Annotated in this window: 26 protein-coding genes and 3 pseudogenes; 19 read left to right on the top strand and 10 right to left on the bottom strand. The window is 66.1% G+C overall.

The features are described from left to right. The first annotated feature begins 6 nt into the window (after positions 1 to 6). Positions 7 to 690, top strand: a complete 684-nt coding sequence (locus HWX76_RS12535) for a TetR/AcrR family transcriptional regulator (RefSeq protein WP_176015865.1) — start codon at positions 7 to 9, stop codon at positions 688 to 690. Positions 691 to 712: 22 nt separating this feature from the next. Here HWX76_RS12535 and HWX76_RS12540 read toward each other — a convergent pair. Then, positions 713 to 955, bottom strand: a pseudogene (locus tag HWX76_RS12540) (aldo/keto reductase); the annotation flags it as partial. Positions 956 to 1,127: 172 nt separating this feature from the next. Beyond that, positions 1,128 to 1,721, bottom strand: a complete 594-nt coding sequence (locus HWX76_RS12545) for a flavodoxin family protein (RefSeq protein WP_176015866.1) — start codon at positions 1,719 to 1,721, stop codon at positions 1,128 to 1,130. Positions 1,722 to 1,837: 116 nt separating this feature from the next. Here HWX76_RS12545 and HWX76_RS12550 point away from each other — a divergent pair, with 116 nt between their 5' ends. Beyond that, positions 1,838 to 2,743, top strand: coding sequence for a LysR family transcriptional regulator (locus HWX76_RS12550; protein ID WP_050013609.1), 906 nt, complete (start codon positions 1,838 to 1,840; stop codon positions 2,741 to 2,743). 54 nt (positions 2,744 to 2,797) lie between these two features. Here HWX76_RS12550 and HWX76_RS12555 read toward each other — a convergent pair whose 3' ends face one another. Continuing rightward, a complete protein-coding gene (locus HWX76_RS12555; RefSeq protein ID WP_176015867.1) occupies positions 2,798 to 3,691 on the bottom strand; it encodes a LysR substrate-binding domain-containing protein in 894 nt (297 codons plus the stop codon). Positions 3,692 to 3,840: 149 nt separating this feature from the next. Here HWX76_RS12555 and HWX76_RS12560 point away from each other — a divergent pair, with 149 nt between their 5' ends. The 4 genes from HWX76_RS12560 to HWX76_RS12575 all read left to right on the top strand — a co-directional run bounded on the left by HWX76_RS12560 (position 3,841) and on the right by HWX76_RS12575 (position 7,465). Further along, the gene (locus HWX76_RS12560) at positions 3,841 to 4,371 is read left to right on the top strand and encodes a sugar ABC transporter (RefSeq protein ID WP_176015868.1); all 531 of its coding nucleotides are present in this window, start codon (positions 3,841 to 3,843) and stop codon (positions 4,369 to 4,371) included. Further along, positions 4,364 to 4,690: a hypothetical protein gene (locus HWX76_RS12565; RefSeq protein WP_176015869.1), complete on the top strand. Its 327-nt coding sequence runs from the start codon at positions 4,364 to 4,366 to the stop codon at positions 4,688 to 4,690. Before HWX76_RS12560 ends, HWX76_RS12565 begins: the two co-directional genes overlap by 8 nt. 18 nt (positions 4,691 to 4,708) lie before the next feature. Beyond that, positions 4,709 to 5,554, top strand: coding sequence for an MBL fold metallo-hydrolase (locus HWX76_RS12570; protein ID WP_176015870.1), 846 nt, complete (start codon positions 4,709 to 4,711; stop codon positions 5,552 to 5,554). A gap of 345 nt (positions 5,555 to 5,899) precedes the next feature. After that, entirely contained in the window at positions 5,900 to 7,465 is a 1,566-nt protein-coding gene (locus HWX76_RS12575; RefSeq protein ID WP_124555112.1) for a methyl-accepting chemotaxis protein, read from the top strand. Between the two features lie 9 nt (positions 7,466 to 7,474). On the opposite strand, the gene HWX76_RS12580 is transcribed toward HWX76_RS12575, so the two are convergent. Then, positions 7,475 to 7,882, bottom strand: a complete 408-nt coding sequence (locus HWX76_RS12580) for a DUF3224 domain-containing protein (RefSeq protein WP_089490120.1) — start codon at positions 7,880 to 7,882, stop codon at positions 7,475 to 7,477. Positions 7,883 to 8,225: 343 nt separating this feature from the next. Between HWX76_RS12580 and HWX76_RS12585 the strand changes: the two are divergent. Both HWX76_RS12585 and HWX76_RS12590 read left to right on the top strand, forming a co-directional pair. Next, positions 8,226 to 8,605 (top strand): annotated as a pseudogene (locus tag HWX76_RS12585) (acetoacetate decarboxylase); the annotation flags it as partial. Between the two features lie 43 nt (positions 8,606 to 8,648). Then, a complete protein-coding gene (locus HWX76_RS12590) occupies positions 8,649 to 9,899 on the top strand; it encodes a saccharopine dehydrogenase NADP-binding domain-containing protein (protein ID WP_176015871.1) in 1,251 nt (416 codons plus the stop codon). A gap of 76 nt (positions 9,900 to 9,975) precedes the next feature. Here the strand turns inward: HWX76_RS12590 and HWX76_RS12595 are convergent, their stop codons facing one another. Continuing rightward, the gene (locus tag HWX76_RS12595) at positions 9,976 to 10,854 is read right to left on the bottom strand and encodes a LysR substrate-binding domain-containing protein (protein WP_175975996.1); all 879 of its coding nucleotides are present in this window, start codon (positions 10,852 to 10,854) and stop codon (positions 9,976 to 9,978) included. 132 nt (positions 10,855 to 10,986) lie between these two features. Here HWX76_RS12595 and HWX76_RS12600 point away from each other — a divergent pair, with 132 nt between their 5' ends. Beyond that, the gene (locus tag HWX76_RS12600; protein ID WP_124630048.1) at positions 10,987 to 11,619 is read left to right on the top strand and encodes an NAD(P)H-dependent oxidoreductase; all 633 of its coding nucleotides are present in this window, start codon (positions 10,987 to 10,989) and stop codon (positions 11,617 to 11,619) included. Positions 11,620 to 11,683: 64 nt separating this feature from the next. Here the strand turns inward: HWX76_RS12600 and HWX76_RS12605 are convergent, their stop codons facing one another. Then, on the bottom strand, positions 11,684 to 12,301 hold the full coding sequence (locus HWX76_RS12605) for a LysE family transporter (protein WP_089490116.1): 618 nt from the start codon (positions 12,299 to 12,301) through the stop codon (positions 11,684 to 11,686). Positions 12,302 to 12,368: 67 nt separating this feature from the next. Between HWX76_RS12605 and HWX76_RS12610 the strand changes: the two genes are divergently transcribed. Both HWX76_RS12610 and HWX76_RS12615 read left to right on the top strand, forming a co-directional pair. Further along, complete coding sequence (locus HWX76_RS12610; RefSeq protein ID WP_089490115.1) at positions 12,369 to 13,292, top strand: LysR family transcriptional regulator; 924 nt, start codon at positions 12,369 to 12,371, stop codon at positions 13,290 to 13,292. A gap of 464 nt (positions 13,293 to 13,756) precedes the next feature. Further along, on the top strand, positions 13,757 to 14,089 hold the full coding sequence (locus HWX76_RS12615) for a cupin domain-containing protein (RefSeq protein WP_050013599.1): 333 nt from the start codon (positions 13,757 to 13,759) through the stop codon (positions 14,087 to 14,089). A gap of 173 nt (positions 14,090 to 14,262) precedes the next feature. Here the strand turns inward: HWX76_RS12615 and HWX76_RS12620 are convergent, their stop codons facing one another. Beyond that, positions 14,263 to 14,562 carry an H-NS histone family protein gene (locus tag HWX76_RS12620; RefSeq protein WP_050013598.1) on the bottom strand — a complete coding sequence of 100 codons (300 nt, stop codon included), beginning with the start codon at positions 14,560 to 14,562 and terminating at the stop codon, positions 14,263 to 14,265. 226 nt (positions 14,563 to 14,788) lie between these two features. On the opposite strand from HWX76_RS12620, the gene HWX76_RS12625 reads away from it, so the two are divergent. Continuing rightward, positions 14,789 to 15,277 (top strand): RidA family protein, encoded by a 489-nt coding sequence (locus HWX76_RS12625; protein ID WP_089490114.1) that lies wholly within the window; start codon positions 14,789 to 14,791, stop codon positions 15,275 to 15,277. Positions 15,278 to 15,396: 119 nt separating this feature from the next. On the opposite strand, the pseudogene HWX76_RS12630 reads toward HWX76_RS12625, so the two are convergent. After that, positions 15,397 to 15,837: pseudogene (locus HWX76_RS12630) on the bottom strand (helix-turn-helix domain-containing protein); the annotation flags it as partial. Then, the gene (locus HWX76_RS12635) at positions 15,782 to 16,519 is read right to left on the bottom strand and encodes an NAD-dependent epimerase/dehydratase family protein (RefSeq protein WP_244137968.1); all 738 of its coding nucleotides are present in this window, start codon (positions 16,517 to 16,519) and stop codon (positions 15,782 to 15,784) included. The pseudogene HWX76_RS12630 and the gene HWX76_RS12635, both read right to left, overlap by 56 nt. A gap of 596 nt (positions 16,520 to 17,115) precedes the next feature. Between HWX76_RS12635 and HWX76_RS12640 the strand changes: the two genes are divergently transcribed. Further along, the gene (locus HWX76_RS12640; RefSeq protein ID WP_089490112.1) at positions 17,116 to 17,367 is read left to right on the top strand and encodes a hypothetical protein; all 252 of its coding nucleotides are present in this window, start codon (positions 17,116 to 17,118) and stop codon (positions 17,365 to 17,367) included. Positions 17,368 to 17,560: 193 nt separating this feature from the next. Then, positions 17,561 to 18,652 carry a helix-turn-helix transcriptional regulator gene (locus HWX76_RS12645; protein WP_176015872.1) on the top strand — a complete coding sequence of 364 codons (1,092 nt, stop codon included), beginning with the start codon at positions 17,561 to 17,563 and terminating at the stop codon, positions 18,650 to 18,652. Between the two features lie 35 nt (positions 18,653 to 18,687). Here the strand turns inward: HWX76_RS12645 and HWX76_RS12650 are convergent, their stop codons facing one another. Beyond that, the gene (locus tag HWX76_RS12650) at positions 18,688 to 18,882 is read right to left on the bottom strand and encodes a hypothetical protein (protein ID WP_176015873.1); all 195 of its coding nucleotides are present in this window, start codon (positions 18,880 to 18,882) and stop codon (positions 18,688 to 18,690) included. Between the two features lie 456 nt (positions 18,883 to 19,338). Between HWX76_RS12650 and HWX76_RS12655 the strand changes: the two genes are divergently transcribed. From HWX76_RS12655 to HWX76_RS12675, 5 genes are all read left to right on the top strand, one after another. Next, a complete protein-coding gene (locus HWX76_RS12655) occupies positions 19,339 to 20,325 on the top strand; it encodes a TRAP transporter substrate-binding protein (RefSeq protein ID WP_050013592.1) in 987 nt (328 codons plus the stop codon). Next, positions 20,322 to 20,900: a TRAP transporter small permease gene (locus HWX76_RS12660; RefSeq protein ID WP_050013591.1), complete on the top strand. Its 579-nt coding sequence runs from the start codon at positions 20,322 to 20,324 to the stop codon at positions 20,898 to 20,900. Before HWX76_RS12655 ends, HWX76_RS12660 begins: the two co-directional genes overlap by 4 nt. Before the next feature lie 4 nt (positions 20,901 to 20,904). Continuing rightward, positions 20,905 to 22,257 carry a TRAP transporter large permease gene (locus HWX76_RS12665; protein ID WP_006481162.1) on the top strand — a complete coding sequence of 451 codons (1,353 nt, stop codon included), beginning with the start codon at positions 20,905 to 20,907 and terminating at the stop codon, positions 22,255 to 22,257. 94 nt (positions 22,258 to 22,351) lie between these two features. Then, positions 22,352 to 23,443 (top strand): lactonase family protein, encoded by a 1,092-nt coding sequence (locus HWX76_RS12670; RefSeq protein ID WP_050013590.1) that lies wholly within the window; start codon positions 22,352 to 22,354, stop codon positions 23,441 to 23,443. A gap of 182 nt (positions 23,444 to 23,625) precedes the next feature. Continuing rightward, on the top strand, positions 23,626 to 25,185 hold the full coding sequence (locus HWX76_RS12675; protein WP_050013589.1) for a methyl-accepting chemotaxis protein: 1,560 nt from the start codon (positions 23,626 to 23,628) through the stop codon (positions 25,183 to 25,185). Positions 25,186 to 25,211: the final 26 nt, after the last annotated feature.

Below are 25,211 nucleotides of genomic sequence, written 5' to 3' on the forward strand. Positions count from 1 at the left end.
CGCACCATGAAAAAACGCCTCGAACCCGCGCCGCGCGACGTGTCCGCGCCCGTCGAACCGGCTGGAACACCCGACGCACGGGTGCCTGAAGGATCATCGGCGCCGGCCGTACTTGTGGCCGGCGTGCGGCGAAAAAAAGCGCCGGACCAAGTGCGCGCGCAATTGCTGGCGGCCGCGTCGGAGATCGCGACGCATCACGGCGTGGCCGCGTTGACGCTCGACGCGGTGGCCGAGCGTGCCGGCGTGACGAAGGGCGCGCTGCAATATCACTTCGCGAACAAGCAAGGGCTGCTGGATGCGCTGTTCGGGCAGGCGACCGAGCGGTTCGGCGCGCAACTGGCCGCGCGGTTGGCGGCCGATTTCCGCGGCGACGGCGCGGCGGCGCGCGCATATCTGCATGCGGTGCTCGATGCGGCCAATCCCGCCGCGAGTATCGAGGTGCTGCGCGTGCTGGTCGCGTCGATGATCACCGAGCAGGACACGCGCGCGCGCTGGTCGGTGCCGATGCGCGAATGGACGCGGCCCGACCCGGTGCCGCTCGAGCGCGCCGCGACGCTGATGATCTGCCGGCTCGCGGCCGACGGGTTGTGGATTTCGGAGTTGCTCGACAGCGTCGACGTATCGGCCGAATTGCGCGCGGAGATCGTTCGGCAGCTCGATGCGATGAGCAAGGGCGTGTTTCCGAAGTGATGCGCCGCCGATCCTGTTGCGCCGCGCCGCGCGTGAACGGCGCGGGAACCCTGCCGGCTTCCTGACGCGCGATCATCCAGCCGGGATAGCAGGGCGGCAACGCGCTCACGGCATCGAGACGCGCCCGTTCATCGTCGGTCAGGACGACATCGACCGCGCCGAGACTGTCGTCGAGCTGGTCGATCCGCTTCGCGCCGATGATGACGCTCGTGACCGCCGGCTTGACGAGCAACCACGCGAGCGCGATCCGCGCGACCGACACACCGCCCACGTGCCGGCATCCGCGTTGCCGCCCATCGTCATCGTGCCGAGGCACAGCTCGGACACATGCAGGCCGGTGCGGCCCAATTGCTTGTATTTCATTGCAGCGCCCTTCAGAATCGGCCGCACACGATGCGGGGCGTCGGCCGGTGGCGCCCCGCATGAACGTCGGAATGTTAGTTGGCGCGTGATTGGCCGGCCCGCACCTGCCCGGCAATCCCCGCGACGCGCGCGCCATAGCGTCGGGCCGTTTCGAGATCGCCCGGCGACATCTCTTCCGGCGACGCATCGGCCGGCGTCTGCGCCATCGGCGCGATGTAGGCGCCCATGCGGTTCAGGTCGTCGCGCGTCGACGCTTTCAGATTCGCCGGCTTGATGTCCATGCTGACCCAGATGCCGCCGTGCTGTCCGGCGAGCAAAAAGAAGTATTCGAGCGTATTGAGCTTGTCGCCGTTGACGCTTGCGCTGTTGGTGAAGCCGCCGAAGATCTTGTTCCGCCATCCGCTTTCGAACCAGACCTTCGACGATGCATCCGCGAACTTCTTGAACTGCCAGCTCGGGCCGCCCATGTAGGTCGGCGAGCCGAACAGGATTGCGTCGGCGGCGGCCAATGTGTGCCACGCGTCGTCGGCGAGGTTGCCGTCGGCATCGATCGCGACGAGTGCGGCGCCGGCGCCGTCCGCGACAGCGGCGGCCATGCGTTGCGTATGGCCGTAGCCGGAGTGATAGACGACGACCGTTTTGGCCGGCGGGTCGAGTTGTTGATCCATGAGGGTTTCCTTTCGTTCGGGTTGTCGTTCAGACGACGTGGGAAGTCACTCTACCGAGCCGCAATCCGGTGATAAACGACGACAGATTGAACGTTCTGTTACTTTCCGGATGAACAATGCAGAACCTTGACGCGCTTTTGATTTTTGCCCGTGTCGCCGAAATGGCGAGCTTCACGCGTGCCGCCGAAAGCCTCGGCATTCAGAAAGGACGGGTATCCACGGTTATCCGTGCGCTCGAACGGGACATGGGTGTCGCACTGCTGCATCGGACCACGAGACGCGTGCAGCTCACCGAAGACGGACGCGCGTTCTATGCGCGCGCAACCGATCTGCTCGCCGAAGTGCAGGAATTGCAGTCGATGTTCTCGGGGCGCGGTACCTCGCTGCGCGGCAGGTTGCGCGTGGACATGCCCACGGAACTCGCGCGCAGCGTCGTGGTGCCGGCGCTGCCGCAACTGATGGCCGCGCATCCGGATCTGGAGCTGGAGCTTTCGAGCACCGACCGGCGTGTCGATCTCGTTCGGGAAGGGTTCGATTGCGTGATCCGGCTCGGCCCGATCGCCGACGAGACGCTGATTGCGCGGCCGCTTGGCAGGCTGCGCATGACGAATGCGGCGAGCCCCGACTATCTCGCGCGGCACGGCGTGCCGCATACGCTCGCCGATCTGCGCAGCCAGGGGCACAAGATGATTCACTACACGCTGACGCTCGGCGCGCGGCATCCCGGATGGGAATACCCGGACGGCGACGGCTATGCGTGGCTGCCGTTGCCCAGCGCGATGCAGGTCAACAGCGTGCAGACCTATCACGCGGCGGGGCTGGCGGGCATCGGGCTGATCCAGGCCGGCTATTCGGCGCTCGCGCATCACATCGAAAGCGGCGCGCTCGTGGAGGTGCTGCCCGACTTGCGGCCCGAGCCGCTTGCCGCGTCGCTCGTCGTCGCGCATCGGCGCAATCTTTCGCCGCGCGTGCGGGCTTTCATGGACTGGATCGGGGGCGTGTTGGAGCCGTACCTCGATTAGCGGAGGAGGGCAGGATTTTCCGAATCCGTGTGGCGATGAACGTCGGGCACTGCATCAACACGCCGAATCCCGCGCCTCGTCAAGCACCCACTCCGCAAACGCCCGCACCGGCGCCGCGCTCAATTCGATCGGCTCCGGCAGCACGAGGCAGAAGTTTTTCGTCACCGCCTTGCCGTCCGGCCAGGGCGCGACCAGACGCTCCTGCTCGAGCTCGGCCCCGATGTAAAGGCGCGGCACCAGCGCGACGCCGAGGCCGGCCAGCGCGGCCTCGATCAGCATCGAATGCAGATCGTATCGCGGGCCGACCGCCGAATTGGTCAGCACGATGCCGGTCTCCTGCGCATAGCGCTGCCACGCATCCGGATTCTGCCGCCGGTGAAGGCGCGGCAGCGCATCCAGCGACGGATTGGCGCCGGCGCGTTCGAGCAGCGCCGGACTGCAGACGGGCACCAGCACCTCTTCCAGCAGCGGATGCAGATGCATGCCGGCCCAGGCCGGATGCGCAAAGTGAATGGCCGCGTCGAATCCGCTGCCGGCCAGCAGGAACGGCTCCATCCGTTCGGCGATATGCACGGTGACGTTCGGATGGCGCGCCTGAAAGCGCTTCAGCCGCGGGATCAGCCAGCGGGTCGCGAAGGTTGGAATCGCGGCGATATCGATGCTCGCGCCTTCGACGGGCTGCCCCATCAGATACAGGCTGTCCCGTTCGAGCCGATCCAGAATCTCGCGCACCTGTACCGCGTATCGCGTGCCGTTGGGCGCCAGCCGCACGCGGTTGCCGACGCGCTCGAACAGCGTCACGCCGAGGAACGCCTCGAGCCGGCCGATCTGGCGACTGACCGCGCCCTCGGTGCGCGCCAACTCGTCGGCGGCGCGGGCGAAGCTGCCGTGTCGGGCCGCGGCCTCGAAGGCCAGGAGCGCGGAATTGCTCGGGATCTTGCGTCGCATCGGGTTCTCGCCGGTCGGAGCGCGTTCGACCGTCAGCTTGATCAAATATCACTGAAGGCTGACTTTAAGTCGATATCTACGCGGGAAACCGCAGATTAGCATTACGTCACTGCACTGAATATCCCGCATTCGAAGCGAAGGACAAGCCGATGATCTACACCGTGGAATGCAGCTTCGCCGACCCTGCCAGCGAAGCCGAATGGAACGACTTCTACAACCTCGACAAGCTGCCGGCGCTCATCTCGGTGGCCGGTTTTCACACGTCGCAGCGTTTCAGCGCGATCAGCGACGGTTGCCCCGTCTATCTGGCCGTTCACACGATCGACGGCCTCGACGTACTGACCGGCGATGAATATCGGCAGAAGGGCGGCGGCCATTTCGCGCGGTGGCAGCAGCACATCACCGACTGGCACCGCAACCTCTATAGCGATATCGGTCGTGCGCCGGCGGTCAATGCCGACGAACTGCTCGTGCTGAGCGCCAGCGGGCCCGACTCGCTGATCCAACTGGGCCTGAAGCCGCTGGCCATGCAGGCCGTCGCGCTGGAGCAGTGTCCGGCGCGCCGCTGGCTCGCGGTCCTGCCGCGCAGCGATGCGCCGCTTGCCGGGAACGTGCCGGCCGACCTTGATCTGTACGCACCGATGACCGAGCAACTGACGAAGGCCGCCCGCGATGCCTAACGTGACTTTCCATATCGATGCGGAACGCATGCCGCCTGACGCAAGCCTCGCCGAACTGTCCGGCGACTGCATCGAACTTTGTACGGATGTCCTTCAGGCGGAACAGCGGAATGTCCACATCATTTACGTGGCGGTCCGGCACGGCTGCGGGCATCCCGTTTTCGCGGAAATCCGGTATCGCGTGGCGTCGTCTCGTCCGCCCGCGGTCATGAACGCGTTCATGGAGGCACTGGATCGCGCGATCGTTCGCCGCACGGGGCTGACGGCGCGCATCCGTTGCTTCGGTCATGCCGCGCCGGACCTGCACGCCCGAAACTAGCCGCTGCGGAGAAGCATGATGTCCAACGTTACGTTTCCCGGCCGGCGTGTCGGGGATTTCACGATCACCGCGATCAGCGACGGCTACCTCACGGCCAGCCTCGATTTCCTGTCGAATATCGACGCGACCGACGCTGCCGGGATGCAGCGCGCGGCCGGGCAGCAGCAGCCGTCCGCCGTGCATATCAACTGCTACGTGGTGCGCGGCGCGGGCCGCACGATTCTCATCGATGCCGGAGCGGGCGGCATCAAGGAATGGGGTGGCCGCCTGCACGGCAATTTGCGGCTCGCCGGTATCGATTCTGCCGCGATCGACACCGTCCTGCTCACCCACGCCCATCCCGACCACGTCGGCGGGCTGGTGAATGCGGCCGGACACGCGGCGTTTCCGAATGCGGAACTGGTCGCGCATCGACGCGAGGTCGAATTCTGGCGCGACGACGGCAACCTGAGCCGCGCCAGCGAGCGCGCGCGCGGCAATTTCCGGATCGCGCGTCACGCATTCGACGCTTACGGCGATGCGCTGCGGACGTTCGATGAAGGCGAGGTGCTGCCCGGAATCACAGCCATACCGCTACCTGGGCATACCGACGGGCATACCGGCTATGTGCTCGAATCCGGCGATCAGGGCCTGCTCGTGTGGGGCGATATCGTGCATTTTCCGCATATCCAGATCAAGCGGCCGGATGTGTCGATTGCGTTCGACCAGGACGCGTCGCAGGCGGCGACCACGCGTTCGCGGCTGCTGGATCGGGTCAGCGCGGAAGGGCTGCTGATCGCCGGCATGCATCTGGGCGAGCCCGGGTTCGCGCGAATCAGGCGAACGAACGGCGAATACGGGCTGTTTTACGAGACCGACGCGTGACGCGATGCCGGTGATCCCGCTGGAGCCGCCTGCCGACATGCCCTACGGCGACAGGCGGGCAATGGTGTAGTACGCGTGCGGAAACGTTTGGCAGATCGCCACGCACCAGCGCGACCTGTCGGCAGATTCGCTCCAGGCTCGGCGGCGGCCGGTAGCCGCGCTGCTTCCCCCTTCCCCTGTCGCAATCGTCAAGATTCGCGTCGCTTGCGGATAAAAGCCGCCCGTTCCCTGCGCCGTTAACCCGTTCGCAGCCCCCGCGCCGCGTACTGCGTGATGGCGCGCGTCGTTCGTGTTCCGGAATTCACATCCGCCGCTGGCCGTGCCCGGCCGGCTCAAGGGAACGTCATGCGAAAACAACTCACTATCCGTGGTGGCCTCGTCGCGACCATCGCCGGCTATACCGTGCTGCTCGTGCTGGTGGTCGGCGCCTGCATCGCGGCGCTCTACGTCGGCAACGGCTCGCTCGAGGCGATGTACCGCGACGACACCGCGTCGCTGCTGCACCTGAAGACCAGCTCCGAGCGAATGCTGGTGCTGCGCGAACGCATGAGCGACGTCGCGCAGATCATCAGTGCCGGCCAGCCCGCGAAGGACGAAGTCGCGCAACTTCACGCACTGCTCAAGCAGAGCAACGACGAACTGGACGCGTACACGCGTCTGCACGCGCGCGACGCCAGCGAGCAGGCGCTGTTCGACACGCTGCAGAACCACCGTCGCGCGCTGCTCGACCGCGTGTTCCTGAAGGCGCTGTCGCAGCTCGACGGCGACGACGCGTTCAACTTCCTCGACACGCAGCGCACGGCGCCGCCTGCGTTGTTCGCCGCGTACCAGGCGGCGATCGATGCGCTCGAATCGTTCCAGGTCACGCGCCAGAAGGCGCGCTACGAGGCGGCCGGCGTCAATTTCCACCGGATCGTGTGGGGGATGGGCGCGGTCGCGGCGCTGGCGCTCGTCGTCGGGTTCGTGGCGCAACGCGTACTCGCGAAGGCGATCATCGAGCCGATCAACCTCGCGGTCGACCAGTTCGAGAAAATCTCGAAGGGCGACCTGACCGGCGCGGTCGTCGTCCCGGGCGACAATGAAATGGCGTATCTGCTGAATGCGCTGAAGCGGATGCAGGACGGCCTCGTCGATACCGTGAGCCAGGTGCGCGCGAGCACCGAGACGATCGTCGGCGACGTGCGCACGATCGCGAGCGGCAACGTCGATTTGTCCGCGCGTACCGAGCAGCAGGCCGTGTCGCTGCAGCAGGCGGCCGCGAGCGTCGAGCAACTGACGGCGGCCGTGCGCCAGAACGCGGACAACGCGCGCGATGCGCGCACGTACGTCGAGGGCGCGGCCGGCATCGCGTCGCGCGGCGGCGAAGCGATGCAGCGCGTCGTCGAGACGATGTCGGAAATTTCGACCAGCTCCACGCGCATCTCCGGCATCGTCGGCGTGATCGAGAGCATCGCGTTCCAGACGAACATCCTCGCGTTGAACGCCGCCGTCGAAGCCGCGCGCGCGGGCGAGCAGGGGCGCGGGTTCGCGGTCGTCGCGACCGAGGTGCGCGGGCTGGCCCAGCGCTGTGCGGCGGCGGCGAAGGAAATTCGCGAGCTGATCGGTCATTCCGCGCGACGCGTCGAAGACGGCAGCGGCCTCGTCGCACGGGCCGGCTCGGCGATGGCCGAGCTCGTCGCGGCGGTCGAGCGCGTCAATGCGATCATGGGCGAAACCAGCCAGGCATTCGACGAGCAGTCGTCGGGCATCGAGCAGGTGAACGCCGCGGTGATCCAGATGGAGCAGACGATGCAACGCAATGCCGCGCTGGTCGAGGAGGCGGCGGCCGCGGCACTGTCGCTCGACGAACAGGGCGCGCGGCTGAGCGCGGCGGTCGCGCAGTTCCGGCTGCGCGAAGCGGCGTTCGCGTGACGGGTGCGCTTATTGCGGTGCGTCCGGCAACGTGTAGTCGAAGCGATACGCGTGCTGGCCGTTATCGATATCGATGAGCATCGTGCCGGACAGCCCGAGCAATGCGTCCGTGCCGGAATCGGGCACGACCGTGATCGACTGCGTCGGCTGCCCGCGCGTCATGGTGGCGCTGTGCTGCAGGACGAAGCTGCCCTTGCGTCCGCCGAGCACGCCTTTGACGGTTTCCATCGCCACGTAGCCGGCCGAACCCTGAACGCTGCTGCGAAACGCGAGCATTTCGCCCTGGCTGACGGCTTCCAGATCGCCGTGAAAATGCTTGTCCAGCGACATGCGGCCGAGCCCGCTGCTTTCCGCGACGTGACTCAGGGGTTCCGGATTCAGCTTCACCTCGAACGGACCGCTGGCCTGCAGTTTCATGACTGTTCTCCTCGTTGAATGGGCAAGCGGCACTATAAGCCAACGCTGCCGACGGCGGCTGATCGTCCCTATGCGCGATGATCGTCCTGTTTGATTCCCGCAAGGACCGACTTGAAAGGTGCGCCGCCGTAGTCCGACAGGTTCCTCTACTCGTCGCCTTGACCTTGAAGTCGACTTGAAGCTTAGAGTGCTTGCCGACGACAGTGAATCGGCAGGCTTCGGATCTCGCCTGTCACTGGTCGACCATCGACGGGAGACAACGAACATGGACAGGCGTTTTACACAGGTCGAATTCGGGCCGCACACGGTCGACGTGCCCGAGGGCGGGTACTACGACCGATTTGCGGATACCGACGTGAGCATCGGCGCCACGGCGCGCGCGCGTGTCGCGAGGCCGGGCGGCCGACCGATCTGAGCCTGAGCGTGCCGCTGCCGGTGCTGACCAGCGTGCCGTCGCAATCGCACATGGGCACGACGACGATGGTCAACCGCATCGACGGCGCATGGCATCAGGCGTCGGTGCAGACCAACATGCTGTCGTTCGCGCAGCGCCTGTTGCCGCGCAACGTCGAACTCGTGCGGCACGGTGGGCCGCTCAGCCAGTTGCTCGACGGGCTCGGCGCATCCACAATCATGCGTCTCGACGTGGTCAAGGATGCGCAACTGGTGCTCAATCTGCCGACGTCGTTGACGGCCTTCGATGAACCCGGAAAGCCACGCTAACGATACGGATGCGTGCGACGTGCGCGCACCGAAGGAGTCGTCCATGCCGCAACCGACCTACGATCTCGTCGTATTCGGCGCCACCAGTTTCGTCGGGCAGATCCTGGCCCGCTATCTGTCCGACTATCTGCCGTACGCCGGTGCCGGCGAAACGCTGCGGTGGGCGATCGCGGGACGATCCGACGCGAAGCTCAGGCAGGTCAGGGATACGCTCGGCGGGGCCGCGCAGTCGGTGCCGATCATCGTCGCCGACGCGGCCGACGAGACGCAACTCCGGGCGCTGTGCGCGCAAACGCGGGTGGTGGTGTCCACGGTCGGCCCCTACGCGCTGTACGGCGAGCCGCTGGTCCGGGTCTGCGCGCAGACCGGCACCGACTATTGCGATCTCACCGGCGAAACGCAGTGGATCAAGCGGATGATCGACAAGTACGAGCCCGCGGCTCGCCAATCGGGCGCGCGCATCGTGCATTGCTGCGGCTTCGACTCGGTGCCGTCCGACATGGGCGTGTTTTTCCTGCAGCAACAGGCTCGGCAGCAGTGGGGCGTGCCGGCCGCTCACGTGAAGATGCGCGTGAAAACGCTGAAGGGTGGTGCATCGGGCGGCACCGTGGCCAGCGTGATCAACGTGGTGCGAGAAGCGGCGGCCGATCCGGCATTGCGCCGCGAACTGCTCGATCCTTATTCGTTGTGCCCGCAACGGCATGGTTTCACCGTGCGGCAGCATGCGGTTCGATCCGCCGAATTCGATCGCGACTGCGATGCGTGGATCGCGCCGTTCGTGATGGCGGCGATCAACGAGCGTGTCGTGCATCGCTCCAATGCGCTGGCCGGCCATGCGTACGGCAGCCGCTTTACCTATGACGAAGCCGTGATGACGGGCACGGGTCTGAAGGGGCGCATGACCGCGCTGACGATGGTGGCGGGCCTCGGTGCATTCATGGTCGGCGTCCTCATCGGGCCGGTGCGCGGCCTGATGGAGCGCTTCCTGCTGCCGAAGCCCGGCGAAGGGCCGAGCGTGGACGCCCAACAGGCCGGCCGCTACGATTTGCGCTTCTTCGGCCGCGCCGACGACGGCCGAAGCTTGCGTGTGAAAGTCACCGGCGATCGCGATCCGGGCTATGGCTCCACCGGCAAGATGCTCGGTCAGGCCGCGATCAGTCTCGCACTCGATTGCAGCCGTGACGGCGTGAAGACCGGACGCGGTGGCGGGTTCTGGACACCTGCGACGATGTTCGACGAACGCTATATCGAGCGTCTGGTGCGCCATGCCGGGTTGCGCTTCGAGGTGATTTGAACGGAGCACGTCAGCAACCATTCGAGCCCGGCGGGGCGCGGTACCCGTCCCGGTAATACGCTCGCGGGCGCTACCGCTACACCCGGTTGCGCTTGCCCGCGCCCGTGCGGGCAGCGGTTTCGTCCAGAATCGTCGCCGCGAATTCGACGGCCGCCGGCATCCGCGCGTCGTGCATCATCACGAATTCCATCTCCGGCAGTTCCGGCAAGCCTTCGGGCAACCCCAGTTCGCGAAGCGTGTCGTCGATCGCGCTGCGCGGCACCGGCGCGATCGCGATGCCGGCGCGTGCGAAGGTGCGGATGCCGGTCACGCTGGGGCTTTCGCACGCGATCCGGTAGCGCATGCCGGCCAGCGCGAGCGCCGTGATGGCGGCGCCGCGGTACGGGCACGGATCGGGGAAACACGCGAGCGGCACGTCGCCTTCCGGAAGCGGCTCGTGGCGCGCGAACGCCCAGACGAGCGGCTCGTGCCACAACGTCGCGCCGTGGCCCGCGTGCGCGCACCGGCTGCCGATCACGAGATCGAATTCGCCGTTGGCGTGCCGCCGGAACAGGCTGTCGCCGATGTCGACGACCAGATCCAGCCGCAGGCCACGCCGCGCGGCGCCATGGCGGCGCATCAGGTCCGGCAGCCAGCCGCCTGCAAAGTCCTCCGACACGCCGATCCGCAGCTTGACGTCGGTGGCGTCACCCGTTCCCAGCCTGGCCCGCGCTTCCTCGCTCAGATTGAGCATCGCGCGCGCGTAGCCGAGCAGCGTCTCGCCATGCCCGGTGAGCGTGACGCTGCGCGTGTTGCGCACGAGCAGCGCCTGGCCGACCTGTTCCTCGAGACGAAGGATTTGCGCGCTGACCGCGGACTGGCTGAGGTTCAGCCGACGCCCGGCGCCGGTGAAGCTGCGCACGTCGGCAACCGCAACGAATGTATGAAGCAGCGCCGTGTCGAGGGGAGCATTCATTTATCACCAATCCGGGTTAATCTGATCAATTAATATCGTTTCCGGATTATAGGACGACCCGATAGGCTGCGAAGCGAAGTGGGCGAGCGCGCATCCGGCGCGCCGTCGTCACTCTTGGCAAGGACCGACGCCATGACACGCGTGCTCTATATCGAAGGCTCACCCAACAAGGCCTATTCGGCGTCCATCGAGGTGTGCAATGCATTTCTCGACGCGTACCGGCAGGCCCATCCCGATCACGAGATCCGGACGCTCGATATCTGGGATCTGCCGATACCCGAATTCGACGGCGCCGCGCTGGCCGCGAAATATGCCGGACTGAGCGGCACGGCGTTGACGTCGGAGCAGGCGGCGGCGTGGCAGCAGATCGAGCGGCTCGCGGCGCCGTTCCACGAAGCGGACAAGTTCCTGTTCGGCGTGCCGCTGTGGAATTTCAGCATTCCGTACAAGCTCAAGCACCTGATCGACGTGATCTCGCAGAAGGATGTGTTGTTCACGTTCGACGGAACGGGTTTCACCGGCAAGCTGGTCGGGAAAAAGGCGGCGGTGGTCTACGCGCGCGGGCTTGCCTATCAGTCGCCGGGTTCGTTTACGCCGGCCGCCGAATTCGATCTGCAGCGCCCTTACATGGAAACGTGGCTCAAGTTCGTGGGCGTGACGGACATCACGGGGATCGTCGTCGAGCGCACGTTGTTCGGTCCGGACGGGCGGGTCGACCGGAGCCGGGCGATCGACGAAGCACGAGCGATCGCACCGACGTTCTGACGTTGCTGGCGTGGGGCACCCGGCGCGGTGCACCCGGCGCGGTGCACCCGGCGCGGGTCGAGCGTCAGCGCCCGCCGCGTGCGACGGCGAGCGCGACGCCGAAGCCCACCAGCAGGCATCCGAACGTGCGATCGATCCAGTGCCGCAGCGACAGCAGGCGATCGCGGACAGCCGTGGCCGAGAAACAGATCGCCACGAGGCTGAACCAGCCGGCATGGGCGGCCGCGATGAACGCGCCGTAGCCGATCTGCACGATCAACGGCGTGTCGGGCCGGACTGCCTGCATGAACAGGCTGACGATGAACACCGTGGTTTTGGGGTTCAGCGCATTGGTCAGGAAGCCCGTGCGCAGCGCGGCGAGATCGGACAGCGGCGCGACGCTCGTGTCGGCTTGCACGCTGCCGGCTTTCGTCATGAGCATCTTTGCACCGAGGTAGACCAGGTAGATCGCACCGATCAGCTTGACGGCATCGAAGAGCCACAGCGACTGACGGATCAGGAGCCCGACGCCCAGCAGCGTGTAGCTCACGTGGACCGTCACGCCGAGCCCGATCCCGCATGCGGTGAGCACGCCGGAACGACGCGACAGCATCAGGCTGTTGCGCGTGACCATCGCGAAGTCCGGCCCCGGGCTGACGACGGCGAGCAGCGTAATGGTGACTACGACTATCAATTCGGTCATGGCGTTGTTCCTGCGAAGGATAGGTTGATGGCACAATCGTATCGATCGTGCTTCATCAGGAAAAACGATGATTTCTGACCAGAATGGTGAGTCTGAATCACTATCGATTCGGACGAACCTGCCGTCGCTGATGGCGCTGCGCTGTTTCGAGGCCGCGGCGCGTCACGAGCATTTCAGTCGCGCGGCCGACGAGCTGTGCGTGACCCATGGCGCGGTCAGCCGCGCGGTGCGCTTGCTCGAGGACGATCTGGGCGTGGCGCTGTTCGAGCGGCGCAGCCGTCGCGTGTTCCTGACCGAAGCGGGCCGCACACTCGCGCAGGCCGTCCATGACGGCCTGGGCCTGATGCGTCACGCCGCCCACGCGTTGCGCGCCGAGGCCGCCCGTGCGCGGCGTTCGGTGCTGTCGTGCGAGCCGACGCTCCTGATGCGCTGGCTGATCCCGCGCTGGCCGGATTTCCAGGCGCGGCACGCGGGCGTCGATATCCATCTGGCCGCCGCGGGCGGGCCGTTCTCGTTCGACAGCGGTGTCGACATGGCGATTCGTCGCAACGATTTCGCGTGGCCGGCGGGATATCACGCCGAGCATCTGTTCGCCGAGCGGGTGGCGCCGGTTTGCCGGCCGGACAAGGTCGGTGCGTGGTTTGCGTCGCGGCGCGGCGGCCGCACGTTGAAGCCCGACGCTGCGCTGCTGCATACGCGGACCCGGCCGGACGCATGGAACGCGTGGGCGGGGGCGGCGAATCAGCCGGCCGTGAACGGGCACGGGCAGAAGTTCGATCATTTCTATTTCAGTCTGCAAGCGGCCGTCGCGGGGCTGGGGGTAGCGATCGGGCCGTGGCACCTGGTGCGCGACGACATCGAAAGCGGTGTGCTGGTTGCGCCAATGGGGTTCGTCGAGGATGGATCGGATTACTACCTGTTGACGCCGGCGCCGGTGGCGGACGGGAGTGCGCAGGCGGCGTTGTTGGGGTGGTTGAGGGGGCGGGTTTGACGGGGGCCGGTACTTCGTCGACGCTCGCTATCGATATCGACGCCCAAGACGATATTGTCGCTTATGGGGCAGACGCCATCTCGAATCGACATAGAGAATGCATGGTCTTGCCGATGCTTGCTCATGCCAGCCAGCGAACGGAAAATGCGTTGGCGGAGACGCGTTCGCAAGCCCGCCATTAGCGTGAACAGGCCCTGGCCCGACGCTGCATAGGGCGGCAGGATGTCGACCGGCTTTTATCGAAATGACGTGTCCCGGCGCGCGCACGTCGCTAAAAGAATCCCGATGCGTGCTTTACCGCCGCAACGAATCTGCGCCGATGAAGTCGCCGTCATTCTTCATCTTTTTGATACGGTTTTTAACGATGCACGCGCAAACCTGGGCGACGTCAGGCTGCAGCGACTATTTCCCCGTCGCGTTTAAATCTGCATCCTTTACCCGAAGATCAACGACGAGGCGAAGCCATGCAACTTCAAACCGGTAATTTATTCAGCGTCGAAGGGCGGCGCGGCGGCGACGAGCGAATCGACATGCTCGTCGAGAACTCGCGCGTGAATGTCGAGCGAATCGTGTCGATGGGGCATGCGAGCCCGGCCGGGTTCTGGTATGACGACCCGCGGGCCGAATGGGTCGTGCTGCTATCCGGCGCGGCCGTGCTCGAATTCGAAGAGAATGCGACGCGGCTCGATATGCGCGCCGGAGATTACGTACTGATCGAGCCGCATTGCCGTCATCGTGTCGCATGGACGCATGACGAATTGCAAACCGTCTGGCTTGCGATCTATTACGAACGCTGAAGAAAGGATGGGCGTGCGGCACGGTCGGTGGATCAATCCGTGCACGACACGCCGATCGGGCAAAACCTCGTCAACCGGAGCGGCCATGGAATACCGCCGGTATCGATGCCCCCAATCAATGCCCAACTTGCCGGGCAGCGTGTTGAATCACGCGCCGGCCCATGCGGGGAATCTTATTCCTGGATCAGGAATCGATTGCGATTCTTCGCATCCTTGATCCATGCGGGCGCGCGACCGCGGCCCGACCAGGTGGCCCCGGTCTTCGGATCGCGATACTTGGCCTGCACGGGGGCGCCCGCCTGTTTGGCCGGCCGACCGCGGCGCGTACCGAAAATGTCTTTTTCGGTAATGCCGTATTCCGCGACTTTGGTGCGGATGTCGTCGACGATCGCCTGGAATTCAGCGGCGCGCGCTGCTTCGGCTTTCTCGGCCAAAGCATCCATTTGGGCTTTCAGTTCCTTGTAAGTTGCCATATATCACTCTTCAGGTTGTGTCCATACATGATAGCGGTTTCAGCTGAAATAATGAAGAAAATTGCTCCGACTACGAATTCCATTGTCGATATCGCAATGGATGACTGCTTCGAACACCTGAGAAGTGGCTCGGCGGGATCGTTTGCGTCCGATCTTCTCGTGCGGGACAAGCTTCGGAGACTCAATTATTCTTTATCTTTTTTCAGAGGGATTGGGGAATTCACTGATGAACAGGGATGAAAAGCTGAAACAGGTCGCAGCCGAATTCGGATTCGATCCGGACGAAACGATCAGGATCGGCGGAAAGTACACGCCGGTCGTGATCGACGGAAGCACCGCCTACATTGCCGGCCAGGTGCCGCGAATCGGGGAAGTCGTGCATTTCGTCGGTATCGTCGGCGAATCCGTTTCACTCGAAGACGGCCGCCGCGCGGCCGGCATTTCCGCGCTGCGCGCGCTGGCGCTGATCCGTAAGCAGTGCGGCACGCTCGATGCGATCGCAACGGTGCCGCGCATGACCGTGTACGTGCGAAGCGCGCCCGGCTTCACGATGCAAAGCGAAGTGGCCGACGGCGCATCGGACGTGTTGGTCGCGGTGCTCGGCGACGCCGGCGTCCATACGCGTTCGTCGGTCGGCGTGCTGCAATTGCCGAAGGGCGCGTCGGTCGAAGCCGATTTCATTTTCGGGCTGACTCGCGGCGGCGTCGCCGGTTGATTCGGGATCACCGCGGCGACGGGACAGCGGCCCGCGTTGTATCGATCAGTGCGCCTGCGCGAGCGGGCGGCGTCGGGCGTCATCCCGGTCCATTCGTTGAATGCGCGGAAGAACGAATTCGGATCCTGGTAACCGAGCAGGAACGCGATCTGACTGTAGGGCAGGTCCGAGCGATCGAGGTAATGCCACGCGAGCTTCTCGCGGACTTCCGCCAGCAGGGTTTTGACGTTCGCGCCTTCGTCGCCGAGCCGCCGCTGCAGCGTCCGCTTGCTGATCGCAAGCGTTTGTGCGACGCCGTCCGCGGTGGCTGGGGGCTGACGTCGCGCGGCAGCGTGACGGCGCGCGCCGACAGCTCGGTGCAGGTCGCCAGCCGCGCGAGTTTCACGAAGAAGCCGAGTTCGGCCGCGACCAGCGTGCCGGGCGGCGGGATGTCGCGCTCGAGGAAATCGACGGCGAGAGTCAGCGCGTCGGCCTCGTGCGACACGCGCAACCGGACCGGGCCGATCAGCGGCTTGAACTGGCCGATGCGCCGGAGCGCGATCTCCAGGTTCGGGCTGCACAACGCGGCGAACAGCGGCGGATCGTGCCGTTGCCCATTTGCCGCACGATCTCGAAGCTCTCCGACGTCGCGTACGGATTGATGCCCGGCCCGATCACGAGCGACGGATTGATGGTCACGAGATCCCGGCGTTGCTGCGGGCGGGCAATCTTCCACGCTTCGCGCTCGGCAACGGTCTTCGAATACGAATAGGGCTGATGGGTCGGCGACGAGCTGGTGTTCCAGACCGCTTCGGTGAACACACCATCGGGCGTCGCGGCGAGATCGGCATTGTCGCCGTAGATCGCCGCGCAACTGCGGGTCAGCACGACGCGCCGCACCGACGGCGTGCGGTTTGCCGTCTCGAGCACGTTGCACGTGCCGAGCAGCGCCGGATCGACCAGCGCCTTCTGCGGATCGCGAACGGTGACGGTGAACGGCGACGCGGTGTGGAACACGGTCCCGCAACCCGCCATCGCGTCCGCGTACGACCCGGGTTCGAGCAGGTCCGCGCGGAAACAGCGGATCGTGCCGGGCTTGCCGGCCGCGATGCGCTGGAGGTGCGCGAGCTTGTCCGGGCTGTCGGGGTCGCGGACGGCCGCGTGGACCGTCAGGCCGGCTTCGAGCAGCCGCTGCACGAGCCAGCCCGCGACGTACCCGGTCGCGCCGGTGACCATGACGGGGAGGTCGGTATCGATGTTCATGAAGGGATTCCGTTGCAGAGGGGATGCGCCATTTGCGCGCCGCTTCACTCGCAAAGCGCGCCAATCGACATGCAGGGGGCGACAGGCGGCGCGAGACTGGCACACCATGCCCGGCTTCCAGTCGAAGGGGCGACGACTGGAACGACGATGCCGTGCGTTGGAACATCGCAAGGCGTGGGACGAAGCCGCACGTCGCTGCCTGCGGCCGATTCGTCAGACGTGAAAGCGCACGCTTCGCCGGCATGCTCGCCGTCGTGCTGCTGCGCAACGAGCCGCCGCGCCAGCCGGCCGTTTTTACCCCCGTCCTTTCCGGAAGTCATCGCCTGACCCATATCAACCGGCATCCCCAGTTTTGGGGATGCCGGCGCCGAACGGTGCGCCTACGATGGTCAACGGGGCATCGCGACCGGATGTCGCCAGGACAATCGGACAGGCCTGTCGTTCCTTTGTCGATCGCTGTGTGCGTCCGCACAATCGATTGACATGATCGGCGCGTACGCTGATGCGCAACGTATGCGGCGCGTCGTCGGCGCCGCGGACGATCGCGGGTGGGTGACGGAAGGCCTGATGTCGTATTTCGGGGAATTTCAATCGATATGCTCGCACGAGACTATGTGGAACGTGAGCTCTCTCACATCCAGAGAATGGTGGCGCTGCTGGACAGCGAGACGGCCGTCGTCGATGTGTCGATGTCGGGCGCGGGGCGCGTCCGGCATCCGAGATACTGGCGCGGGCGTATCGAGGAACTGCTGTCGACGCCCGACGTGCCGCGTCACGTCAGAAAGCTGAGCGAAGCGGTGCTCGCGAAGATCGACGAGATGGAAGCGCGGTTCACCGCGATGAAGTAAGTGCCTCGTCGGACCGGGCGGCCAAACGCGTTCCCGTCGCGTCGCCCGGTCGAAAACGAGCGTTACGTCTGACGAGAACCGGTAATAAGCGTGGTATTTCGATCAAACCTGCATCGGCAATTTGAACAATGAGGCCGATTGAGTAAGATGCCCGAACGGCGTTCGATAAAAACGCACGGCACGGGGTGGCCAGATGCAGATGAACGGGGTGGTTCCATCGACATGGATCGATGACGTCTACGCTGCGGCGCTGGGCGACCAGCGATGGGAAGCGGTGCTGGACGGGCTGCGTTTGTCCGTCGGCGTCCGCATGGCGACGCTGCTGTCGTTCGACGACGCGGCGCGGCTGCCGGCGATCGAGCGGGCGGCCGGCGACGATCCGTCATGGGTCGCCGCGTGCCACCGCCGCTACAACACCGAGTTCTACCTGTACGACCCGGTCGTGCCGGTTGCCGCCGACTGGCAGGCAGGGCGCTGGTTCGAGGACGTCAGGCACTTGTCGGTGCGGCAGCGCACACATGGCGTGTTCTATCGGGAATTCCTGCAGCCGTTCGGGCTTGGCAGCATCTCGGGCCTGTACATCCATCGCGGCGCGGGCGCCAGCGCTTTCCTCAGCGTACAGAGCGGCCTCGAATCGCAAGGGCTGTCCGACGAGCAGCGCCGCACCATCGAAATCATGGGCGCCCACATCAGCCGCGCTCTGCGCATCCACGCACGCATCGGCGAGCTCGAAGCGCGCGTGGCCGCCGCGGAATCGGCGCTCGACGCGGTGCCCGTGCCGGTATTCCTGCTCGGCGCGCAGCGCGAGCTGCGCTATACGAACCGCGCGGCCGAGCAGCTGATCGCCGCCGAACCCGCGCTGCGGATCCTGAACGGCCGTTTCGCGCCGGAAGGCTGCGTCGACGATGCGCAATGGCGGCATGCATTCGCACGCGGCGGGCTGTTGCTGCGTCGTGCGACCGGCGAGCCGCTGCCGCTTGCGTTGATCCCCGTTCCCGAACAGTCGCGCCTCGCGCGCGAACGGCCCGGCGTCGCGGCGCTGATGACGGCCGCCGACCTGCGTTCGCCATCGGCGCGCGCGCAGCGCTTGCGGGTGTTCTACGGGCTGTCGTCGGCGGAAGCCGATCTCGCCGTGCTGCTGTGCTGCGACGGGCGCTCGCCGCAGGAATGCGCGGCGCTGCGCGGCGTGTCGATCGGCACGGTCCGCGCGCAGATCAAGTCGATCTACACGAAGACCGACGTGGCGCGCGCCGCGCAGCTGACGTCGCTGGTCATGCAGACCTGAGCGATCGATGCGCGCGGGCGCGCCTGCGTTTTTACCTATCCGCCGCCGATTCCCTGCAGGATCTTGCCGGTCCCGCCGCAGACGGTGCACGCCTGTCCCTCCACCATGCCGGTGCCGCGGCAGACGCGGCACGTGTCCTCGCCGATGCCCGGCGCGTCGGCAGGGCCTTCGTCGCCGGCGTTCGGCGGGGAAGCCGGGTCGGGCGGCGCTGATCGCTTCGTGATCGACATGACTGGCTCCTTTCGCGTTTCACGCGGTGGCGGCGCGCATCGCGCGTGCCTGTCAGGCGGCGCGCCCGTCGACCACGGATCGATCGCGCGGGTTATCGCGGCGGCGCGGCAATATAGTTGTCAGTCATCACATGACAACAATGAATGAAGCGAAAGAAGGCCGTCAGGCGGGTGGAACCTCCGACGTCGACGGCCAATCCGCTCGCCGAGCGTTTCCGGAAAACGTTTCGCAAAAAAGTACGAAAACGGAGCATCCAGCTTTCGGATTGCCCCGTAAGCGCTTGATGAAAGCCGTTATAGGGGTATGCACCAAGTGAGTTAAACGATTAACCGACGTACATTCGCTCCACACGTCATACGACGTATGACTCTGCGGTTCGGGGAAGCGCGTCGGGGAAGTCCGCGCGGGCCGCCGGATCGCCGCACAACAACGATCGACCATCCAGGAGACTCACCATGAAGCACCGATTCACCGGCTCCCGTACCGCCCTGGCCGTTGCCTTGATGGCCGGCTTCGCGCTGTCCGCGCAGGCGCGTGTGTTCCGCTCGGCGGACGTGCACGGCGACAATTTTCCGACCAACATGGCCGTGAAGTTCATGGGCGACGCGCTGTCGAAGCAGACGGGCGGCAAGGACTCGATCAAGGTGTTCGGCAACAGCGCGCTCGGCTCCGAGAAGGACACGGTCGACCAGGTGCGGATCGGCGCGATCGACATGGCGCGCGTGAACGGCGCGTCGTTCAACGAGATCGTGCCGGAATCGCTGATCCCGTCGTTCCCGTTCCTGTTCCGCGACGTCGACCATTTCCGCAAGGCGATGTACGGCCCGGCCGGCCAGAAGATCCTCGATGCGTTTACCGCGAAGGGGATGATCGCGCTGACGTTCTACGAGAGCGGCGCGCGCTCGATCTATGCGAAGCGCCCGGTGCGCTCGCCGGCCGACATGAAGGGGCTGAAGGTGCGCGTGCAACCGTCGGACCTGATGGTCGACGAGATCCGCGCGATGGGCGGCACGCCGACGCCGATGCCGTTCGCCGAGGTATACACGGGCCTGAAGACGGGCCTCGTCGATGCGGCGGAAAACAACCTGCCGTCGTACGAGGAAACCAAGCACTACGAAGTGGCGCCCGATTACTCGGAAACGCAGCACGCGATGACGCCGGAAGTGCTGGTGTTCTCGAAGAAGATCTGGGACACGCTGTCGCCGCAGGAGCAGGCGGCGATCCGGAAGGCGGCGGCCGATTCGGTGCCGTACTACCAGAAGCTGTGGACCGCGCGCGAGGCGTCCGCGCAGCAGCTGGTGACGAAGGGCGGCGCGAAGATCCTGCCGGCCGCGCAGATCGACCGCGCGGCGTTCGTGAAGGCGATGCAGCCGCTGTGGACCAAGTATGAAAAGACGCCGCAGATGAAGCAGATCGTCGACGAGATCGAGGCCACCAAGTGACGCGTCGCACTTCGCTGAATGGCGCCGCGACCGTGGGCTCGCCGGACGCGGCGGCCGCCGACGGCGCGACGCCGTGCCGGCCGCACGCGGCCGCGCCGCTGCTGCGCTGCGTGAACGACGTGCTGTTCCGCGTGCTGGCCGTGATCGCGTCCGCGTGCCTCGCGGTGCTCACGGTGCTGGTGTTCTACGCGGTCGTGATGCGCTACGTGTTCGAGAACGCGCCGGATTTCGTCGAGCCGATCGCGCTGCTGCTCGTGATCGTGATCGCGATGTTCGGCGCCGCGATGAAGGTGCGCGACGGCGGCCACATCGGCCTCGATTCGCTGGTGCGCCGGCTGTCGCCGAAGGCGCGCACGGTCGTCATCGCGATCCAGCACCTGAGCCTGATCGCGTTCGCGATCATGATCATGATCGGCTGCGGCAGCATGGCCGCCGAGACGATGGGCGACCGCATCCCGATCATCGGGCTGCCCGAAGGCGTGCGCTACCTGATCACGATGCCCGCGGCGGTTGCGATCATCTTCTTCTCGCTCGAGCACCTGCTCGCGCTTCGTCGTTCTTCGTCGGGACAATAACGCCATGGAACTCGCGATCCTGTCCGTCAGTTTTCTGATATTCCTCGTGCTCGGCGTGCCCGTGTCGTTCGCGCTCGGCATTGCGTGCGTGCTGACCTACATGGTCGAGGGCCTGCCGATCGCGACCGCGATGCAGGCGATGATCTCTGGGATGAACGCGTTCTCGTTCCTCGCGGTGCCGTTCTTCATCTTCTCCGGCGAGCTGATGCTGCATGGCGGCATCGCGGACCGGATCCTGCGCTTCGCGCAGGCGACCGTCGGCCACTTCCGCGGCGGCCTCGGGATGGCGAACGTCGTCGCGTGCACGCTGTTCGGCGGCGTGTCGGGCTCGCCGACCGCCGATACGTCGGCGATGGGCGGCGTGGTGATTCCGCTGATGAAGCGCGAAGGCTACAGCGCCGCGTATGCCGTGAATGTGACCACGCACGCATCGCTCGCCGGCGCGCTGATGCCGACGTCGACCAACATGATCATCTACGCGTTCGCCGCGCAGGGCATCACCGGGATGCTGCACGGCCAGCCGGTGAGCGGCGTGTCGATCGGCGACCTGCTGTTCTCGGGGCTCCTGCCGGTGTTGTGGGTGATGGGCTTCGTGCTCGCCGCCGCGTACTGGCAGGCCGTGCGTCACGGCTATCCGCGCCGCGAGGACGGCTCGTCCGCGCTGCCGCGGTTTCCCGGCTGGTATGCGGTGCTGCGCAGCTTCGTCGGCGCGGTGCCCGGGCTGATGGTGATCGCGATCATCCTCGTGTGCGTCGCGAAGGGCATCGCCACCGCGACCGAAGCGGCCGCGATCGCCGTCGTGTACTCGCTCGTACTGACCGCGGTGGTCTACCGCACGCTGACGGCCGAGAAGCTGCGCCGCGCGCTGTCGCATGCGGCGCGCACGACGGGTGTCGTGCTGCTGCTGATCGCGGTGTCCAACATGCTGCGCTTCCAGATGTCGTACCTGGAGATTCCCGATGCGATCGAAGGGCTGCTGAAGCAGTCGACCGCGGCGCCGTGGCTGATGCTGCTGTACATCAACATCATCCAGGTGTTCCTCGGCACGTTCGTCGACATGGCCGCGCACATCCTGATCACGACGCCGCTGTTCCTGCCGATCGCGATGGCGTGCGGCGTCGGGCCGGTGCAGTTCGGGATCATGCTGCTGCTGAACTGCTCGCTCGGCCTCGTGCATCCGCCGATCGGGTCGGTGCAGTTCGTCGGCTGCGCGATCGGCAACGTGTCGATCGGCGAGACGACGAAGATGGCGTGGCCGTACTACCTCGCGATCTTCAGTGCGATCAACATCGTCACGTACATGCCGTTCTTCTCGACGTGGCTGCCGAGCCTGATCAGCGGGCACGCGGTGTTCTGACCGGATGTTTCGCCGTTCGCGGCGCCGGACGACCGAGGTGGTCCGGCGCCGCGTTCGCATCCGCGGTTTTATTTCTTCACTTCACGCCCCTCCCATGAAAACGACTTTCCTGCGGCGCGCCGTTGCGGCGGCTGCGTTGACGATGGCCGCGTCGCTCGCGCACGCGGCGACGTATGCGTACGTGTCGAACAGCGACAGCCGCGACATCTCGGTGTTCGGCGTCGATACGTCGAACGGTGCGCTGACCGCGATCGAGACGGTGCCGGTCGGCGGCACCGTGATGCCGATGGCGCTGTCGCCCGATCATCGGCGCCTGTACGCGGCATTGCGCTCGACGCCGTATCGCGTCGTCAGCTTCGCGATCAATCCGCTCGACGGGCGGCTGATCGAGCTGGGCCGCGCGCCGCTCGCGGAGAGCATGGCGTACGTGTCGACCGATGCGTCGGGCCGCTACCTGTTCTCGGCGTCGTACGGCGGCAACCTGCTCGCGGTGAACCGGATCGGCGCGGACGGCGTCGCGGGCGACGTGCAGCAGACGGTGAAGACCGGCCCGATGGCGCACGCGATCCGCCAGTCGCCGGACGGCCGCTATGCGTTCGCGTCGGTGCTCGGCGCCGATGCGTGGCTGCGTTTGCCGTTCGATGCGTCGACGGGAACGCTGACCGACGATACGACGCCCGCGTACCGGCTGCCCGACAAATCGGGCCCGCGCCATTTCGTGTTCTCGTCGAATGGGCGCTTCGCTTACCTGATCGACGAACTCGACGGCAAGCTGCACGTGCTCGCGCTGTCGCGCGGCGGCGCCGACGCGCGGCCGATCCAGACCGTGTCGATCCTGCCGCCGGATTTCCATGGCGACAAGCCGTGGGGCGCTGACTTGCATCTCACGCCCGACGGCAAATTCCTGTATGCATCGGAGCGCACGTCGAGCACGCTCGCCGCGTATCGCGTCGACGCGAAGTCGGGCAGGCTCGCGCGGATCGGCACGTTCGCGACCGAGCGGCAGCCGCGCGGCTTCGCGATCGATCCGTCGGGCAAGTATCTGCTCGCCGCGGGGCAACTGTCGCCGACGCTGGCCGTGTACCGGATCGATCGCGATACCGGGCATCTCGACGCGATCGGCAAGTATCCGGTCGGCAAGGGCGCAAACTGGATCGAGATCGTCACGTACGACGGGACGAACTGATTCGGCGGGCGGCGCAACGGGCGGCGTCGATCGCGTGCCGCTCGTTGCGCGAACCGGATGCACACGCACGCGCGCGCTTGCGCGCGCCGCACGATCGCGCGGCGAAATTCCGGTCAATCGGCTCAAGTTGGCGTAATTGCCGTCGTTAACCGACAAGGGATAACTTCGGGAGTCGATTCGCCATGCGTGATCTGAAAGTGAAAAGCAGTTTGCTCGCCGTACTCGCTGCATTTGCCGCGATGATCGTCGTCGGCGGCATCGTCGGGATCGTCGCGCTCGGCGGCGCGAACACGAACGCGAAGCGCCTGCACGAAATCGCGGCGCAGACGTCGCTCGTCAACGACGCCTACAAGGACAGCACGCGTACGCGCTCGGCGCTCGTCCGCGCGTATTCGGCGCTGAAGGAGCACGACGATCCGGCCCAGCGCGACTCGGCGCTGCAAAGCGCGCAACGCACGTTCGACCTGTCCGCGAAGGAAACGCAGGCGTTCAAGGATGCCGCGCCGGTCGGCAGCCTCGGCGCGGACCTGAAGCAGGCGCTCGTCGAGTCGTCGACGCATCTCGCGAGCGTGCTCGCGCGGGCGGCCGATGCGCTGCGCAACGGCGACACCGCCGCGTATGCGGCGATCAACGACAAGGAAATCACGCTCGCCGGCCAGGTGTATTCGGCGAACGTCGAGAAATTCCAGCGCACCGCCAACCAACTGGCGGAAGACACGATCGACGCCGACAACGCCGCCTATACGCGCATCATCGCGATGGTCGGGATCGGCGTCGCGCTGGCGCTCGCGCTGATCGTCGCGACGCACTTCGCGCTGCGCGCGATCGTGTCGCGGCCGCTCGCGAACGCGGCCGCGCTGCTCGACCGCATCGCGTCGAACGACCTGACCGTGACGGTGCCCGATGCCGGCGGCAACGAAATCGGCCAGTTGTTCGCGGCGATGAAGCGGATGCAGGCGGGGCTCGCGGCGACCGTCACCGGCATGCGCGACAGCAGCGATGCGATTCATACGGCCGCACGCGAGATCGCGGCCGGCAACCTCGACCTGTCGAGCCGTACCGAGCAGCAGTCGGCGTCGCTCGAGGAAACGGCCGCGAGCATGGAGCAACTGACGTCGACGGTGCGCCAGAACGCGGACAATGCGCAGCAGGCGAGCACGCTCGCGGCCAGCGCGGCGGACCTCGCGCAGCACGGCGGCGAACTGGTCGGCCGCGCGGTCGACATGATGGGCGTGATCAACACGAGCTCGCAGAAGATCGCGGAAATCACCGGAATGATCGACGGGATCGCCTTCCAGACCAATATCCTCGCGCTCAACGCGGCGGTCGAATCGGCACGGGCGGGCGAACACGGGCGCGGCTTCGCGGTCGTCGCCGGCGAGGTGCGCACGCTCGCGCAACGCAGCGCGGGCGCCGCGCGCGAGATCCGGCAGCTGATCGGCGCGTCGATCGACGACGTGCGCGACGGCAATGCGCTCGTGACGCAGGCAGGGCACGCGATGGAAGAGATCGTGTCGTCGGTGCGGCGCGTGGCGACGATCATGACCGAGATCACGACGGCCACCGTCGAGCAGAGCGCGGGCATCGACCAGGTCGGGCAGGCCGTTACGCAGATGGACCAGATGACGCAGCAGAACGCCGCGCTGGTCGAACAGGCCAGTGCGGCCGCGACGGCGCTCGAGCAGCAGGCCGGTTCGATGCAGGTCGCGATGTCGGTCTTCCGGGTCGCGCGGGCGGGGTGAGCCGTCGGCCGAAGCTGCCGTGTTCG

The organism is Burkholderia sp. BCC0398 (genome assembly GCF_902833245.1).
GTDB lineage: Bacteria > Pseudomonadota > Gammaproteobacteria > Burkholderiales > Burkholderiaceae > Burkholderia > Burkholderia sola.

Bases quoted from the DNA above. Each gene is read 5' to 3' on its own strand.
- HWX76_RS12535 (WP_176015865.1), top strand. From the start codon at position 7: ATGAAAAAACGCCTCGAACCCGCGCCGCGCGACGTGTCCGCGCCCGTC.
- HWX76_RS12545 (WP_176015866.1), bottom strand. From the start codon at position 1,721: ATGGATCAACAACTCGACCCGCCGGCCAAAACGGTCGTCGTCTATCAC.
- HWX76_RS12550 (WP_050013609.1), top strand. From the start codon at position 1,838: ATGCAGAACCTTGACGCGCTTTTGATTTTTGCCCGTGTCGCCGAAATG.
- HWX76_RS12555 (WP_176015867.1), bottom strand. From the start codon at position 3,691: ATGCGACGCAAGATCCCGAGCAATTCCGCGCTCCTGGCCTTCGAGGCC.
- HWX76_RS12560 (WP_176015868.1), top strand. From the start codon at position 3,841: ATGATCTACACCGTGGAATGCAGCTTCGCCGACCCTGCCAGCGAAGCC.
- HWX76_RS12565 (WP_176015869.1), top strand. From the start codon at position 4,364: ATGCCTAACGTGACTTTCCATATCGATGCGGAACGCATGCCGCCTGAC.
- HWX76_RS12570 (WP_176015870.1), top strand. From the start codon at position 4,709: ATGTCCAACGTTACGTTTCCCGGCCGGCGTGTCGGGGATTTCACGATC.
- HWX76_RS12575 (WP_124555112.1), top strand. From the start codon at position 5,900: ATGCGAAAACAACTCACTATCCGTGGTGGCCTCGTCGCGACCATCGCC.
- HWX76_RS12580 (WP_089490120.1), bottom strand. From the start codon at position 7,882: ATGAAACTGCAGGCCAGCGGTCCGTTCGAGGTGAAGCTGAATCCGGAA.
- HWX76_RS12590 (WP_176015871.1), top strand. From the start codon at position 8,649: ATGCCGCAACCGACCTACGATCTCGTCGTATTCGGCGCCACCAGTTTC.
- HWX76_RS12595 (WP_175975996.1), bottom strand. From the start codon at position 10,854: ATGAATGCTCCCCTCGACACGGCGCTGCTTCATACATTCGTTGCGGTT.
- HWX76_RS12600 (WP_124630048.1), top strand. From the start codon at position 10,987: ATGACACGCGTGCTCTATATCGAAGGCTCACCCAACAAGGCCTATTCG.
- HWX76_RS12605 (WP_089490116.1), bottom strand. From the start codon at position 12,301: ATGACCGAATTGATAGTCGTAGTCACCATTACGCTGCTCGCCGTCGTC.
- HWX76_RS12610 (WP_089490115.1), top strand. From the start codon at position 12,369: ATGATTTCTGACCAGAATGGTGAGTCTGAATCACTATCGATTCGGACG.
- HWX76_RS12615 (WP_050013599.1), top strand. From the start codon at position 13,757: ATGCAACTTCAAACCGGTAATTTATTCAGCGTCGAAGGGCGGCGCGGC.
- HWX76_RS12620 (WP_050013598.1), bottom strand. From the start codon at position 14,562: ATGGCAACTTACAAGGAACTGAAAGCCCAAATGGATGCTTTGGCCGAG.
- HWX76_RS12625 (WP_089490114.1), top strand. From the start codon at position 14,789: ATGAACAGGGATGAAAAGCTGAAACAGGTCGCAGCCGAATTCGGATTC.
- HWX76_RS12635 (WP_244137968.1), bottom strand. From the start codon at position 16,519: ATGAACATCGATACCGACCTCCCCGTCATGGTCACCGGCGCGACCGGG.
- HWX76_RS12640 (WP_089490112.1), top strand. From the start codon at position 17,116: ATGCTCGCACGAGACTATGTGGAACGTGAGCTCTCTCACATCCAGAGA.
- HWX76_RS12645 (WP_176015872.1), top strand. From the start codon at position 17,561: ATGCAGATGAACGGGGTGGTTCCATCGACATGGATCGATGACGTCTAC.
- HWX76_RS12650 (WP_176015873.1), bottom strand. From the start codon at position 18,882: ATGTCGATCACGAAGCGATCAGCGCCGCCCGACCCGGCTTCCCCGCCG.
- HWX76_RS12655 (WP_050013592.1), top strand. From the start codon at position 19,339: ATGAAGCACCGATTCACCGGCTCCCGTACCGCCCTGGCCGTTGCCTTG.
- HWX76_RS12665 (WP_006481162.1), top strand. From the start codon at position 20,905: ATGGAACTCGCGATCCTGTCCGTCAGTTTTCTGATATTCCTCGTGCTC.
- HWX76_RS12670 (WP_050013590.1), top strand. From the start codon at position 22,352: ATGAAAACGACTTTCCTGCGGCGCGCCGTTGCGGCGGCTGCGTTGACG.
- HWX76_RS12675 (WP_050013589.1), top strand. From the start codon at position 23,626: ATGCGTGATCTGAAAGTGAAAAGCAGTTTGCTCGCCGTACTCGCTGCA.